This window comes from Synechococcus sp. CCY9202, assembly GCF_034931685.1.
Taxonomy (GTDB): Bacteria; Cyanobacteriota; Cyanobacteriia; order PCC-6307; family Cyanobiaceae; genus CBW1002.
This window is the reverse complement of record NZ_JAYGID010000109.1, coordinates 17,493-31,848: the sequence shown is the minus strand read 5'-3', so window position 1 is coordinate 31,848 and position 14,356 is coordinate 17,493. Positions and strand designations below refer to the sequence as shown.

Genomic DNA, 14,356 nt, shown 5'->3' with positions numbered 1-14,356 from the left:
TTGGTCGAACGGGTCAACCCATCCTGAAGCACGCAAGAATTCGATGAACTCAAGCATCAGCGAATTCCAGGACGCTCTCTCCCTGAAGCGCGATGGCCGCAGAGTATCTCTTGAAGGAATCTTAACCGGGTCTGCCCTGGGGCTGTTTCTCGTCTACACCCTCAAGGACACACAGGTCCCGCTGGCACAGATTGATATCGGTTCAAGTGATGAGTGGCTCCGAACGGGTGAATTTGAGCCCATTGCCATCGGGAAAGCTAGCGGGCCCGTCGTTGCCCCCGCAGACCAACTCAAAACAGCAGGAGATTCTGCAAATCAGAATCCAGATTTGCTCAATTTATCCCCATTGAATCTGGGGAGCGGGATCAGCGCTCAGGGGGGCTTTGCCGGTGCAAGCTTTTTCCCATCTCCCCTGTCTCAAGCCAATCCTCAGTCTCCCACCGAAGATGGCCTGCCTGCCATTGGTGAATTCGGTGCATCCACGTCCGGACGGATCGGTGGCAGCTCAGGTAGCGGTGGCAGTGGTGGTGCTGTCTCCCTCAGCGCCAGCGGACTAGACACCCTCAACGACTTTTTGCGGGGCAATTCTTCTCGCAACCGCTCCAGCGATTCAACGGCGACCAATCCGCTCCAGCCTAACCAGCCAAGCCGTCCGCTTTTTGGCCAAGAGCCTCCGTCGCGGGGATTGGATTCCAATTATTTTCAACCCAATGAACTGAGTGCATCAACGACCCTGATCAATGATCGCTCATTCGGCAACTCAGATCTCAATCCATCCCGCCCAATCAATGTAGGTCTCGAATCTCCCGCAGAAGTCCTCCCCCCACCCAAGGTTTTACTGGTTCAGGTCAATACCGGGACCGACGCCGTTGCCTCCTCTGTGTTTGACGGGGCGTCGTCAACCTCACAGATCAATCAGGCCGCTCTTGACGGCGTTACGCTCGACCTGCGGGGATCAGATATTGATCATCTTGTGGTTGTATCTAACCAAGAGGTCAATCCAGTAGCGAAGAGCACGTTTACCCCTGTTCAGTTGGAGATTCTGTCTTCCAACATCGCTGCTCTGAACAGCAGTCTGACCGGCGGCGCCGATACTGACGTCTTCTTGATCCAGGCGAGCGATCTCTTCAAGTCGGTCATGGAGGGCACAGGCGGCAGCACCGCCACCGCATCAATCCAGACCATCGCCATGCAGGCCAGCGAACTGGTCAGCAACCTGCAGCCCACAATTGTTGGAGCCCAGGCCACCACTGGATTCGAATTTTTTGGACTGACCGATCTGCAAACAACAAGCCTGAATTTTGACCTGCTGACGCAGGCCGTGGCGGACAGCACAATCAGACTTGGAGACTGGGGCGATACTGTAGAGATCATCAGCACAATTGGGAATGCTGATTCCACTGAGATTGTCCTGGAGCATTCGGGATTCCTCTCCCCATCCAGCTTCCTCAATTCGGCTGATGCTCCTCAAGGAGTCTTCAATCTCAATGCACGTGCAATCGGGCTTTCCAATAGTCTTCTCGACACCGCTGGAGGAAACGACAATCTCTTTGTCTCCTCCCATGTTCATCTGGATGGTTCGGTTTCCGAAGGCGATCAATCCAAGCTTGCGATTGGAGGCCAGCTTCAGTCCATAGCCCTGTTGGATTCCCAGATTCTGCTTGGCGATGGAAACGATACCGCCATTCTCGATGGTGCAGTTGTCGATTCCTTGATTGACCTTGGCAATGGTTTCAATCAGTTGGTCACGGGCGGATCCATGCTGGATTCGACCATCAGGAGTGGGGCAGGAACCAGCCTGATTGATCTTGCCAATGCCGATAATTCCTTGACTCTGGACAGCCAAGGTGCAGTCAGGCTGCGGGGAGGCAATCAATCGGACAACATCACACTCTCCAGTCTGCCGATCATTGCCGAGATCGATGGCCAAGCCGGGCTTGATCAAGCCACGATCGACACGCCTTCTGGGGTTCAGCTGCTGATTAATGGTAACAATGCCGCTGTTGTTGCTGGAGTATCGCTGACCAACATTGAGTCGATCAAGCTCGGCAACGGTGATGACAGCATTGTCATGTCGTCAACCGGAAGCCTGGATGGATCTCTTGACGGCGGCGATGGTTTTGACCTGCTTGATTTCAGCAATCGCAGTCAATCAGTGGTCGTTGACCTTGATGCCGGTATTGCAAGTGGGATTGGCAGTGCAACCCCTGGGGCACTGACCAATATCGAAGCCGTCATCGGCACCAATCAATCGGACCAGTTCGCGGTCTCCTCAAAGCCCGGCCAATACATTGACGCAGGCGAAGGCGAAGATATGATCTATCTGCGTTGGACTCCCTGGGCGGAAGCAGATGACACTCCCTCCTCCGAGGTACTTGGTGGAGCCGGCAAGGACACGTTTATTGTTGGCAGTGGGTTTGACACTAGCCCGGTCAATATCTTCGAGCTCCCCGACATTCAATTCAATATGGGCATTAATGGTACGTACGGCCTTAGTGACAGAATAAGGTTTGGCTCAACAATCCTAACCGCTTCGGACGCCAGCGGCATTGGCAATGCAACTCTATTGCCGATTGCCCCCTTCGAGACATTGCTGATGGGCGCAGATTCCTATGGCTCAGATTTTAGCCAGTTAGCGATTGATTATTCGCCATTGCAATCGAGCAGTGCATCAATGATCAACCTAAGCCGTAACTCTGGATTCACAAGCTTCTCTCAAATTGCCAGCCTATCCCGCTTCAATGCATCCAGCTCGTCCTCATTTGAGAGTAACTTCTCGTTTGGCTAACGCAATCTAGATCGCTCATCAATTTGTCCCTCCAAGACCCGAAACGGGTTCTCCAGTGGCAGGTTCCTGATCAGTTCGGCACGCCCTGCCTGTGCCAGCAAGCAACCTAGACGTTGTTTCACAATTTTTCCCAAACGCTCAGGGGCAAGCAGACGCTGAACGGCTTGACGACCCGATTGACTCAGCCTGAACCGGACATCAGGGTCTGTCGACAGCGCACGAAGATAAGTAGCTGCTTGGTCAATGTTCGGCTCTCCCCAGAATGAGCCACAACGATAATCACCCTCTGAGCAAAGAATAGGCACAAGGTCAGCATCAACCAAGGCCGAACTACCGGGCGGCATGAAGTCAAGGTTTCCCGAATATCCCGTTGCCACAACGGCAATGCCCGACGCCATCGCTTCTGCCATTGCCAAACCAAAGCCTTCGGCACGGTGGAGATGAATCATCACATCACTGTTGATCAGAAGTTGATCCAGCTGTTCACGGGTTAGATGCGCATCAATCAATTGAATTCGGGAATCATGTGATATTCGCTGCCGTAATGATGCAAGCTCTTGAGGGAACTGCGAGCCACTGCCTACTTTGAGCACAAGCCGCGCATCAGGCAACCTATGGCCAGCAGCCTGACTGAAAGGGAAAGCCTGCTGAAAAGCGTCAATCACGCCATAGGGATTTTTACGCCCAACCGTGCTCCATAAATCAAACAGATAGACACAGACAAAATCCGCAGTCGATCTCTGGCGCTTCAAGACCTGGCGTTGCCTGTGGATGGCATCGGCACGCGCCCAATCAATCAGATGAGGCAACGGCGTCACAGGGATCGGACTGCGCAGCCCAAGACTCGTTGCCGAAAAGCTGGAAGGACACCAGAGCTGATCCAGACCGATGAATCCAGACTCCCAGCCACTGGGAAAGTCTTCGAGCTCCCATGCCCAGAAGCCAATGCGCAATGGAGCCTTGAGCTGCAGACGCTCCGCCAGACCGTCCGTTTGGCGGAGAACATTGGGATTGGTATGAATCAGATCCACCGCTGCCGGGAGGATTTCAGCAGCTGGCCGAGTTGGCTGATCATTCACATGGGTGGCCAAGGGCAAATCATGCACTTGAACCCGCACACCCGCTGCCTGGAGGCTGCGCATCGTACAGCGCGCCCCTTCCCCAAGCCCGAAGCCACCACTGAGATGCCCCCAGAGATTGACAGTGAGCTGCCGCTGGACCAGCGCGCTCATGGATACACCGGGCAGCATGATGGAAGCCATGCTAATTTACGGCTCCAGGATCTGCCCAAGAAGATCAGAAGTGTCATCCAATCCCTGCAGACACATTGAGCTGACTCCTACAGAAGCCAAAATTCTTGAGGAGCTTGTGGGGCGATACGAAGCAAGTATCCTCGGCGAGACAGGCGTCTGCACAGACCATGATGAGCTCTTTAACCTTCGGCTTCTCTCTTCCTTGCTTGCAGATATACGCGATAAATTCCATCCGAGTCAATGGATAACGGCATCCTGCGCCAACTGCGGGACAGAGTACATCTGCTCCGACAGCAGCAATCGTTTCTGCTCAGAGAAATGTCGTCGTCGCTTCGAGAGGCTAGCCAAAAAGGCGATCAAGAATATCTCTTCACTCTAAGCACTGAACCAACTTTATCGCGCACCAGCATACCTGGCGGCAACGTTCTTGGCTGAGAAGACTTACTTTTTTCCTGACGGCAAAAGAGTATTGACGACTCCATAAATCTTGTCGTCCATGTCGCTGGTTTTGCTTCTCTTCCTGGGCCTGGCGGCAGTTCTGATCGGACTGATCCTGTCCTATGGCGCCTGGATCATGACCTGGTGGATCATGGACCACTGGACCGAAGCGGCAAGGGTCAAGATCCGAGCAGAGCGACTCCGTCGTGATGCTGAAGCCTATGCCCGTGCCGCCGCAACAGCGCAGCAAGCCAACCGAGCCAGAGCCAGACGAGCAAGGATCAGGGTTGGCGAAGTCTTTGATCTGGATGGCAAGCGAATCGCCCTGACCCTTGATCAGCTGTCAACCTTTCGAACGCGCTGTTGCCTCGAGCTCGACCTGAATCCGAGCACCTCCTGGAGCGAGATTCGACAGCAGTGGCGTCGTCGCAGCATGGCCTGGCATCCGGATCATGGCGGATCATTGGATGTCTGGCTGCGAAAACAGAGGGCCTACGAAGCCCTGGCTCAGCTCAACCGTTGGCAGAGCAATCAACCCCATTGACACGGATCAGTACGTTCAGTCAGTTGAGCTCGTGATCCAGAATTCAGTGGATCGATTCACAGGAATGAAAAAGCCCTTCTCCTGAGGAGAAGGGCTTGACCAGCAATTGATTTTCGAAGTCGGTATTCCGAAATCGATGAGCTGATTGCCTGTTGGTTTGAGGCTTGACCTCAGCCGATCGAAGGAGCCATCAGAGCCACGGGGGTGGCTTCAGCGGCGGCCAGATCGAGCGGGAAGTTGTGAGCATTGCGCTCGTGCATCACTTCCATGCCCAGACCAGCGCGGTTCAGCACATCGGCCCAGGTGTTCACCACACGGCCCTGGCCGTCGAGGATCGACTGGTTGAAGTTGAAACCGTTCAGGTTGAAGGCCATCGTGCTCACGCCCAGGGCGGTGAACCAGATGCCGACCACGGGCCAGGCAGCCAGGAAGAAGTGGAGGCTGCGGCTGTTGTTGAAGGAAGCATATTGGAAGATCAGGCGACCGAAGTAACCGTGGGCTGCCACGATGTTGTAGGTCTCTTCCTCTTGGCCGAACTTGTAGCCGTAGTTCTGACTCTCGCTCTCGGTGGTTTCACGCACCAGCGACGAGGTCACCAGGGAGCCGTGCATGGCGGAGAACAGGCTGCCGCCGAACACACCGGCCACACCCAGCATGTGGAAGGGGTGCATCAGGATGTTGTGTTCAGCCTGGAACACCAGCATGTAGTTGAAGGTGCCCGAGATGCCGAGGGGCATGCCGTCAGAGAAGGAACCCTGACCGAAGGGGTAGATCAGGAACACGGCGCTGGCAGCGGCCACGGGGGCGCTGTAGGCGACGCAGATCCAGGGGCGCATGCCGAGGCGGTAGGACAGTTCCCACTCGCGGCCCATGTAGGCGAAGACGCCGATCAGGAAGTGGAAGACCACCAGCTGGTAAGGACCGCCGTTGTACAGCCACTCGTCGAGGCTGGCGGCTTCCCAGATGGGGTAGAAGTGCAGGCCGATGGCGTTGCTGGAGGGAACAACAGCACCGGAGATGATGTTGTTGCCGTAGATCAGACTGCCGGCAACGGGCTCACGGATGCCGTCGATGTCGACGGGGGGAGCGGCGATGAAGGCAACGATGAAGCAGATGGTGGCGCTCAGCAGCGTCGGGATCATCAGCACACCGAACCAGCCCACATAGAGGCGGTTGTTGGTGGAGGTGACCCACTCGCAGAACTGATTCCACGCAGAAGCGCCTTGGCGCTGCTGGAGAGTGGTGGTCATGAGAACAGGGGTTGGTAATCCAGGGCCCGGAGGCTCCGGAAGAGGTATGGACGGATTTCCGTTGAGGGGAAACCCTCCACAGAGGCGATCCGCCTGTGGATGACCGTAAAGGAATGTTGCGGATCTGTAAAGGGGGGTTCATGAAGTTTCTGGCTTGGGCGGCTTCCCCTCCCCCTGCCCCTGGGCTGCGCTGGGCTCCACGCCTGGGCTCCAGCAACGGCCCCAGGCTCCGGCGCGTGGTCAACGCGGTGGCGCACTGCTAGGAGTTCGGGTCTCGCTCCATCACCAGGGCATGACCATCACGCCGCAACGCTTTCCCTTTCTCCGCAACGGAGGTGCCCTGGTGCTGCTCAGCTCGGCGTGGCTGCTGGCGGCCTGCCAGCCGAAGGTGGCGCAACCGATCAAGGTGGATGCAGGCCAGCAGCAGCGTCTCAATCAGTTGGAGCTGAAAGTGCAGCAGCTGGAGCAGAAGCTCAATGCCACAACGCCCCGCGATCCGGCCGATCGGGACGGCAAGCCCCCCGCCGGCCCCGTGAAGTCGCTCACCCTTCGCAGCGGCAGCGACGACGATCGCCTCCGCATCTACTGGGCTGATGGCAGCAGCAGTGACCTGCCCTGCACCAAGGAACAGGGCACCCTGGTCTGCGGTTGATGCCGGCCATCCCCAGCTTGACAAGCTCAGTCAGCGCCGCTGAGCTAGCGGGCCATTCCGCTTCTCTCCCTTCTCCCATGCGCGCCTCCCTGTCCCCGCAGGCACTGCAAGCTGTCCTGGCGGGTTCCCTGGCCGCAGTTGCGCCCCTGAGCCTGGCTGTCCCGGCGGCCCTGGCCACCTCGCCGCTGGCTGAAGCCCCTGCTCCAGCCGAAACCCGCTTAGCGCAACTGGACAACGGAATGCCGTCGCCTTACAGCGGCATCCGCGCCCTCAACCTGGCCCGCAACGCGGCTGTGAAGCTCAATGGCGGCCTCGGGGTCTATCGGCCGGCCTCCTGCATGTTCCGCTCCACCTCGCAGGACAATGACTGCCTGATCTCGGCCGATGCTCAAGGATTCCTGTTCCGCTTTCTGGGGGGACAACCCGGATGGGAACAGCTTGATCTGCCGCCCACGGTGGAGACCGAGATCCTGATCTCTCCGGATGGCCGCGAGGTGGTGAGCGTGATCTACAACGGCAAGCCACGGCCGCCCATTCAGACGGAACCCGGGGATGCGCCCGTTGAGTCTGATCCCGCACCGCCTCAGAGCTGAGATCGGCAGGCCTGGGACCAGAGCGAGGTCACCCCTGCTCGAGTGCCAGGAGAGAGGCAACGGCACCGAGCGCCTCGGACCAGGCGCTGTCCACCGGCCAACTCTCACGCCTGGTCAGACTCAGGGCAATCCCTTTCTCGCCATAGGCCGCCTCGTTGAGGAACACCGGCCAGACCGGTTCAGACTCCAGACCCGGTGGCGGCACGTAGGGAAGGGGTTGCCCCTCTTCCCCCAGAAAAAGCGGATCACCGGGCCACATCGGCTGCCAATCGCGGTGCATCCGTCGCGGGTCAAAGCAGGCCGCCACAGCACCATGGGCATGGCGGGGCAGATCGAGGATGAGGAGATGGCGATGCACCACCAGCTGTCGCGGCAGACGCAGCTGACCGCGGCCCGCCGCCGCCAGGGCCGCCAGCGACGCCTCCACAGCCAGCTGGGTCTGGACGCAGATCGCCGGCACCACCACCCCCTGCGGCACCGGCCCCACCTCCACCACCAGGCCGCAGGGCCAGCGCTCCACCAGAAAACCGCTCTGGTGGGGATCGGCCTCATGCAAATAAACCGGAAGACCCAACGTTCCCTGCAGGGCGGCCGCCAAGGCCAGATCCGGCGGGCGCCGGCCGTAGACCACCAGGCTGTTGCCCATGGCTGCCGTTGTGCTGTGCAGATCGAGCGCCACCAGGCAGGGCTGCGTCCCCTCGGGGCCGTGGCGGCGGATCAGTTCACGGGCCCGCTGCATCTCGTAGGCATCCTCGGCGGGATCGTCCAGCAGGTCCGGCACGAAGCAGCGGTTGAGGTCGCGATCGCGATAGCGGCAGTTCGACGCATGGGCTTCGGGGTTGCCCAGCACCAGCTCCAAGGCCAGTCCACTGCGATCGAGCAGGGCCGGCTGCCGCCGCCAGGCGTCCAGCAACCAGGGGGCATTGCGCTCGTTGCCGTGGGTTCCTGCCACCACCAACACCTGAGCCCTGTCACCACCGCTCATGGGCTGCCTGCACGATCGCTCGCTACCCAGCCTGGCGCAGCGCTGGCCGAGAGTTGGACCTTGCCGCTGCCCTGTCATGCGCCCCCCCGCCCCCGTGGTGCAAGCGGTTCGCCAGGTCTGGGAATGGCAGTGGCGTCAGCTGATGGGCGGTCTGGGGCCGGCCGATGCCGAGGGCAACTACCGGCGTCCGGCCGCCGCCTACGGCCAGCTGCCCCCCCTGCCGCCGCGGGCCGGCGAGGCCGGCAGCCACGTGCTGATCGTGGGCCGCAGCTGCCCCTGGGCCCACCGGGCCTGGCTGGTCTGGACCCTGCGCCAGCTGGACGCCACGATCACGCTGCAGGTGGTGGAACCCGACCGACGGGGAGGGCGCTGGTGCTTTCCAGAACCCTTCGAGGGCTGCTCCACCCTGGCGGAGCTTTACCAGCGCCGTGCCCCTGGCGCCAGCGCAGCGCCGGCCCACGGACCCGCCACGGTGCCCTGCCTCTACAGCCGCACCGAGGGGCGGATCCTGGTGAACGAAAGCGCGGTGCTGATCGAGCTGCTCAATCAATGGCCCGCACCTTCCAGCGCCTGCGATCTGGCTCCGGCGTCGCACTCCAACCTGATCCAGGAGTGGCGAGAGCGGCTGCAGCACAGCGTCAACGATGGCGTGTACCGCTGCGGATTTGCCCGCAACCAGGCGGCCTACGACCGGGCCGAGGCAGCCCTGTTCAGCACCCTCTGCGCCGCGGATGAGGTCCTCGCCGCGGCCGAAGCCAAGCTGCCGCCAGCTGCCGGGAAGCCAGGCCCCTGGCTCTGCGGCGGCAGCGAGCCCTCCCTGGCGGACGTGATCCTGTTTCCCACCCTGATCCGCCTGGAGCTCGTCTACGCGCCCCTGTTCGGCTGCAGCCGCCTGCCGCTGTGGCAGTTGCCGGCCCTGTGGCGCTGGCGCCAGCGCTTCTACGGCCTGGCCGGTGTGGCAGCCACCTGCTGGCCGGAGCACTGGCGGGCCGATTACTTCGGCAGCCTGTTTCCGCTGCACCCCTCCGGCATTGTCCCGGCAGGCCCGGCCCTGGCCACACTGGTGAACGGCACCCCAGCCGTTTCCTGCCAGAGGATCGATGCAGAGTCCTGATGCCGTCCACGAGGGCTACTACGGCCCCTACACCATCACGGCCGACGACCGCCGTGAGGTGTTGGGCTATCGGCTCGCCCTCACGGCCGTGGCCATCGGCCAGCTGGGCCTGCTGCTGCAGTGGCGCCAGTGGGGACCGGATCTGGTCTGGCCCTGGCTGCTGGTGATGGCGGCGGGCCTGGGGCTGGCCCTGCGCTGGATTCACATCTACCTGCGGCCCCTGCACCGGGCCCTGCAGGTGTTCTGGCTGCTGGGCTGCCTGGGCGGAATCGCGCTGGCTGCCCAGGCCGGTGCCAGCGCCATGCTGCCGGAGATGGCACGCCAGCCACTCTGGATCCTGGCGATCGGCCCCTTCTTCGCCGCCCTGGCCGGGGTGGGCTTCAAGGAGTTCTTCTGCTTCCGGCGGCCCGAAGCCATCGGTGTGACCCTGCTGCTGCCGCTGGCCCTGCTGGGCCGTCTCAGTGGCCTGCTCGATCCCGGCGCCACGGTGGCGCTGCTGGCAACCGAAAGCGCCCTGCTGCTGCTGTTGTGTCTGCGCAAATTCCCGATGCCGGCCGCTGCGGATGTGGGCGACAAGAGCGTGTTCGAGGAGATGGAGCGGCAACGGCAGGCCCCGGCGGCCGACGGCTTGCGAGGCTGAACACCGGCCCGCCCCGCAGCCCACCTGACCCATGAGCCTGATCAGCCTGGTGGATGCCGGCAAGGACTTCGGCATCCGCACCCTGTTCGAGAACCTGACCCTGCATGTGGGGGAGCGGGAGCGGCTCGGGCTGATCGGCCCCAATGGCGCCGGTAAATCCACCCTGCTACGGGTGCTGGCCGGCCTCGAACCCCTGGGCAGCGGCGAGCGGCGCTGCGCCAGCAGAACCCGGGTGGTGCTGGTGGACCAGGACCCCGTCTTCGATCCCGCCAACACCGTGCTCGAGCAGGTCTGGGCAGACTGCGGCGAGAAGGCCGATCTGCTGCTGCGCTACGAGCAGCTCAGCCATGCGGTGGCGGCCAATCCCGAGGACGGCGCGCGGCTGGCTGAGCTCAGCGATCTCCAGGCCCAGCTGGACCGCAGCAACGGCTGGCAGCTGGAACAGCAGTGCCGCGAGGTGCTGCAGCGGCTGGGGCTGGGCGACGGCCACCAGCGGCTCGGTGATCTGTCCGGTGGCTTCCGCCGGCGGGTGGCCCTGGCGGCCGCCCTGGTGGCCGAACCGGACGTGCTGCTGCTCGATGAACCCACCAACCACCTCGATGCCCACGGGGTGGAATGGCTGCAGAGCTATCTGGGCCGCTTCCCCGGCGCCCTGGTGCTCGTCACCCACGACCGCTACGTGCTCGACCGGGTGACCCGGCGGATCGTGGCCGTGGAACAGGGGGAAGCCCGGCCCTACGAGGGCAATTACGCCACCTATCTCAAGCACCGGGCCGAGGAGGAGGCCTCCGAAGCCGCCACGGCCGCGAAATTCAAGGGCACCCTGCGGCGCGAGCTGGCCTGGCTGCGCCAGGGCCCCAAGGCCCGCAGCACCAAGCAGAAGGCGCGCCTGCAGCGCATCGAGGCCCTGCGGGAGACGCCGCCGCGCCAGGGTCGCGGCCAGGTGAGCCTCACCACCAACAGCCGGCGCCTCGGCAAACGGGCGATCACGGCCGAGGATCTGTGCGTGAGCAGCGTCGAAGGGGAGCAGGGCCGCACCCTGCTGCGCCAGTTCAGCTACGACTTCAGCCCCGAAGACCGGGTGGGGATCATCGGTCCGAACGGTGTCGGCAAATCCAGCCTGCTGGAGGTGATCGCCGGTCGGCGCCAGCCCAGCGGCGGCAGCCTGGAGCTGGGCAGCACCGTGAAGCTGGCCTACTTCGATCAGCACAGCGATGTGCTGCTGCAGGCCAGCGCCGACGGCACACCGGCCCTGGAGCGCAAGGTGATCGATGTGGTGAAGGATGCCGCCAGCCGCGTGGACGTGGACGGGGTGGAGCTCAGCGCCTCGCAGCTGCTGGAACGGTTCCTGTTTCCACCGGCCCAGCAGCATCAGCCGGTGCGCAAGCTCTCCGGCGGTGAGCGGCGGCGGCTGCACCTCTGCCGGCTGCTGATCGAAGCGCCGAACGTGCTGCTGCTCGATGAACCCACCAACGACCTCGACGTGCACACCCTCAGCGTGCTGGAGGACTTCCTCGAAGACTTCCGCGGCTGTGTGGTGGTGGTGTCGCACGATCGCTACTTCCTCGATCGCACCGTGGATCGGCTGTTCAGCTTCGAAGACGGCGAGCTGCGGCGTTTCGAGGGGAACTACAGCGCCTACCTCGAGCGCAGGGATCAGGGGGGAGGCAACCGGGGAAGCAATCAGAACAACCGCCAGTCAGGGTCAGGCCAAGCCTCGCCGGAGCCCGGTTCTGCCACTCCAGCGACCCAGGCGGCCACAACCCCAGGAGGAAGCGCATCCGCACAGGCAAAGCTGCGGCGCCGCAGCTTCAAGGAGAGCCGCGAGCTGGAGCACCTGGACAGGGATCTGCCCCTCTTCGAGGAACGCCGCCGCGACCTGGAGCAACGCCTCGCCGGGGGCGGCGAGGATTACACCGCCCTGGAGAGCCTCACCCAGGAGCTGGCCGAGCTGATCGAGCGGATCGGCGCAGCGGAGGAGCGCTGGCTAGAGCTGAGCGAGCTGACAGCCTGAGCGGCGACGGCGGCGGGGGTGGGCCATCTCCAGACCGTTTGAACCCGCCGCTCCGGTTTCGGCACCGCGGGGCGGCAAGCCGCACACCGGGCCGAGGGGTTCCGGCAAACGCCAGGGCTGGACGCGCGGCGGCGCACCCGCGTCTTCAGCCAGCTTGATCGCGGTGGGTTTGTAGTCGTCAACGCCGCGATGGAGTGCCATCTGATCTCCCATGCGGCGCAGATAGAGGTCGTGCGCCCAGGTGATCAGGCGGTGCTCGTAGGCCTCGCAGGCCGCCCGCGGTGACGGGAATCGCTGACTCACCAGGCCGCTGGGCGCACACTGCTTCCACTCGAGGATCTCGGCGAAGCTGAGGCCGCGGCGCCACTGGCGCTGCTCGGAGAGGTAGCAGTGGTCGTCCGGGCCATTGATCCAGATCAGGCGACCTGCCTCATCGATGAAATGGCGACCCAGGCGTTGCCTGATGCGTGCCATGCGCGTGCCCTCCACTGGCTACGCCCTTGCTGATAGCCACGCCGAACCAGATCAGCAGCAGCGCACAGAGGCCCACCCATGCCGTGATGGCCCGTAAGGTGGAACCGATGATCTCCGGTGCGCCACGGCCGGCATTTGCATGAACACGATCGACGAGCACATCCAGAAGGATCAGACTGAGCTCGAAGCGGCCCGTGCCTCCGGCGACCTCGCCAAGCTGCGTCACCTCGAGGGCGAACTTCACGATCTGCAGGAATACAAGGAGCACCACCCCGAAGAGAGCAAGGATCCAACCTCCCTGGAGGTGTATTGCGATCTGAACCCTGAAGCCCCCGAATGCCGTGTCTACGACGACTGAGGCTTGTCCAGGCTGAGGCTCATCCAGGCTCAGTCGTCATCCCGGCAAGCAGCATTCCCCCATCCCAGGCTTCTTGATTGGGAGATCTCTCTTCCTGGGGCTGTATTTGCTTTGCTGCCCCACAACGCCTGCCGTTGTGGGGATTGTCTTTGGGAGCGAGCCAGTCAGAGCAGAGCCTCCGCCGTCAGAGTCAGCGCCCCTGCAGCAGCCTCGAGCAAGGCAGCTCAGATGCCGCTCAAACCCAGATCCGAGGCCGCTCAGCCCACGCCCAGTGCCTGCCACACGGCCTGCTTGAGGGGCTCCAGTCCCTGGGCCATCGCCGCCGAGATCGTCAGCACGGGCTGGCCGAGGCGAGCTTCGATCCGCAGGCGCAGCGCCTCCAGCTCCTCGGGATCGAGCAGCTCCAGCTTGTTGAGCACCACCAGCCGCGGCCGTTCCGACAGGCCGTGGCCATAGGCCTTGAGCTCTTCCTCCACCACGGCCAGATCCCGCTCCACATCAGGAGCACCGACATCGACCAGATGGAGGAGCAGGCGGGTGCGCTCGATGTGGCGCAGAAAATCGTGACCCAGGCCCGCCCCCTGGGCTGCGCCGGCAATCAGGCCGGGGATGTCAGCAAAGACTGTGCCATCACCGGTGGGGCGGCGCACCACACCCAGATTGGGCACCAGGGTGGTGAAGGGGTAATCGGCAATTTTGGGCCGGGCTGCGGACAGCACCGAAATCAGAGTGCTCTTGCCGGCATTGGGCAAGCCGATGATGCCCACTTCCGCCAGCAGCTTGAGCTCGAGCTGCAGCGGCCAATGCTCCCCCTCCTTGCCTTCGGTGAACTTCTCGGGGGCCCGGTTGCGGTTGCTGAGGTAGTGGGCGTTGCCGAGGCCACCGCGGCCACCGGCGGCCACCAACAACTCGTCGCCGGGTTCGGTGAGATCACCCAGCAGGATGCCAGTGCGCAGGTGACGCACTTCGGTGCCACAGGGCACCTTGATCACCAACGGCGATCCACTGGCGCCGGTGGAACGGTTGGGCCCACCACGGCGGCCGTCATCGGCGGCGAACAGCCGCTTGTATTTGAAGTCGAGCAGGGTCTGGAGGTTGCTGTCCGCCACCAGCAGCACATGGCCGCCACGGCCACCGTCGCCTCCGGATGGCCCACCAGCCGGCACATACTTTTCACGGCGGAAGGCCACGATGCCGTCGCCACCGCGCCCGCCCTGAACGGCAATGCGGGCCTGATCAATGAATTGCAAGGG

Annotated in this window: 13 protein-coding genes; 8 read left to right on the top strand and 5 right to left on the bottom strand. The window is 62.6% G+C overall.

Features of this window, described 5'->3' with window-relative positions; translation table 11 throughout:
* The first annotated feature begins 43 nt into the window (after positions 1–43).
* A complete protein-coding gene (locus VB777_RS13805; RefSeq protein WP_323249634.1) occupies positions 44–2,788 on the top strand; it encodes a hypothetical protein in 2,745 nt (914 codons plus the stop codon).
* Here VB777_RS13805 and VB777_RS13800 read toward each other — a convergent pair.
* Positions 2,785–4,020: a glycosyltransferase gene (locus VB777_RS13800; RefSeq protein WP_323249632.1), complete on the bottom strand. Its 1,236-nt coding sequence runs from the start codon at positions 4,018–4,020 to the stop codon at positions 2,785–2,787. The genes VB777_RS13805 and VB777_RS13800 overlap by 4 nt on opposite strands.
* Positions 4,021–4,537: 517 nt before the next feature.
* Between VB777_RS13800 and VB777_RS13795 the strand changes: the two genes are divergently transcribed.
* Complete coding sequence (locus tag VB777_RS13795; RefSeq protein WP_323249630.1) at positions 4,538–5,023, top strand: J domain-containing protein; 486 nt, start codon at positions 4,538–4,540, stop codon at positions 5,021–5,023.
* Between the two features lie 170 nt (positions 5,024–5,193).
* Here VB777_RS13795 and psbA read toward each other — a convergent pair whose 3' ends face one another.
* Positions 5,194–6,273 (bottom strand): photosystem II q(b) protein, encoded by a 1,080-nt coding sequence (gene psbA / locus VB777_RS13790; RefSeq protein ID WP_197156957.1) that lies wholly within the window; start codon positions 6,271–6,273, stop codon positions 5,194–5,196.
* Between the two features lie 292 nt (positions 6,274–6,565).
* Here psbA and VB777_RS13785 point away from each other — a divergent pair, with 292 nt between their 5' ends.
* A complete protein-coding gene (locus VB777_RS13785) occupies positions 6,566–6,925 on the top strand; it encodes a hypothetical protein (protein ID WP_197156959.1) in 360 nt (119 codons plus the stop codon).
* Positions 6,926–7,002: 77 nt separating this feature from the next.
* Complete coding sequence (locus VB777_RS13780) at positions 7,003–7,518, top strand: hypothetical protein (protein ID WP_323249627.1); 516 nt, start codon at positions 7,003–7,005, stop codon at positions 7,516–7,518.
* Between the two features lie 28 nt (positions 7,519–7,546).
* Here VB777_RS13780 and VB777_RS13775 read toward each other — a convergent pair whose 3' ends face one another.
* Positions 7,547–8,503, bottom strand: a complete 957-nt coding sequence (locus VB777_RS13775) for an aspartoacylase (protein ID WP_322758372.1) — start codon at positions 8,501–8,503, stop codon at positions 7,547–7,549.
* A gap of 76 nt (positions 8,504–8,579) precedes the next feature.
* Between VB777_RS13775 and VB777_RS13770 the strand changes: the two genes are divergently transcribed.
* Genes VB777_RS13770 through VB777_RS13760 form a run of 3 tightly spaced genes read left to right on the top strand, consistent with a single transcriptional unit; the run spans position 8,580 to position 12,271 of the window.
* Positions 8,580–9,617 carry a glutathione S-transferase C-terminal domain-containing protein gene (locus VB777_RS13770; protein ID WP_322758371.1) on the top strand — a complete coding sequence of 346 codons (1,038 nt, stop codon included), beginning with the start codon at positions 8,580–8,582 and terminating at the stop codon, positions 9,615–9,617.
* Positions 9,604–10,257, top strand: coding sequence for a DUF2301 domain-containing membrane protein (locus VB777_RS13765; protein ID WP_323249624.1), 654 nt, complete (start codon positions 9,604–9,606; stop codon positions 10,255–10,257). Before VB777_RS13770 ends, VB777_RS13765 begins: the two co-directional genes overlap by 14 nt.
* Positions 10,258–10,288: 31 nt before the next feature.
* The gene (locus VB777_RS13760; protein ID WP_323249622.1) at positions 10,289–12,271 is read left to right on the top strand and encodes an ABC-F family ATP-binding cassette domain-containing protein; all 1,983 of its coding nucleotides are present in this window, start codon (positions 10,289–10,291) and stop codon (positions 12,269–12,271) included.
* Here VB777_RS13760 and VB777_RS13755 read toward each other — a convergent pair.
* Complete coding sequence (locus VB777_RS13755; RefSeq protein WP_323249620.1) at positions 12,245–12,745, bottom strand: hypothetical protein; 501 nt, start codon at positions 12,743–12,745, stop codon at positions 12,245–12,247. The genes VB777_RS13760 and VB777_RS13755 overlap by 27 nt on opposite strands.
* Positions 12,746–12,884: 139 nt before the next feature.
* On the opposite strand from VB777_RS13755, the gene VB777_RS13750 reads away from it, so the two are divergent.
* A complete protein-coding gene (locus VB777_RS13750) occupies positions 12,885–13,103 on the top strand; it encodes a Calvin cycle protein CP12 (RefSeq protein ID WP_197170647.1) in 219 nt (72 codons plus the stop codon).
* Positions 13,104–13,360: 257 nt separating this feature from the next.
* Here VB777_RS13750 and cgtA read toward each other — a convergent pair whose 3' ends face one another.
* Positions 13,361–14,353 carry an Obg family GTPase CgtA gene (gene cgtA / locus VB777_RS13745; RefSeq protein WP_197156969.1) on the bottom strand — a complete coding sequence of 331 codons (993 nt, stop codon included), beginning with the start codon at positions 14,351–14,353 and terminating at the stop codon, positions 13,361–13,363.
* Between the last annotated feature and the right edge of the window lie 3 nt (positions 14,354–14,356).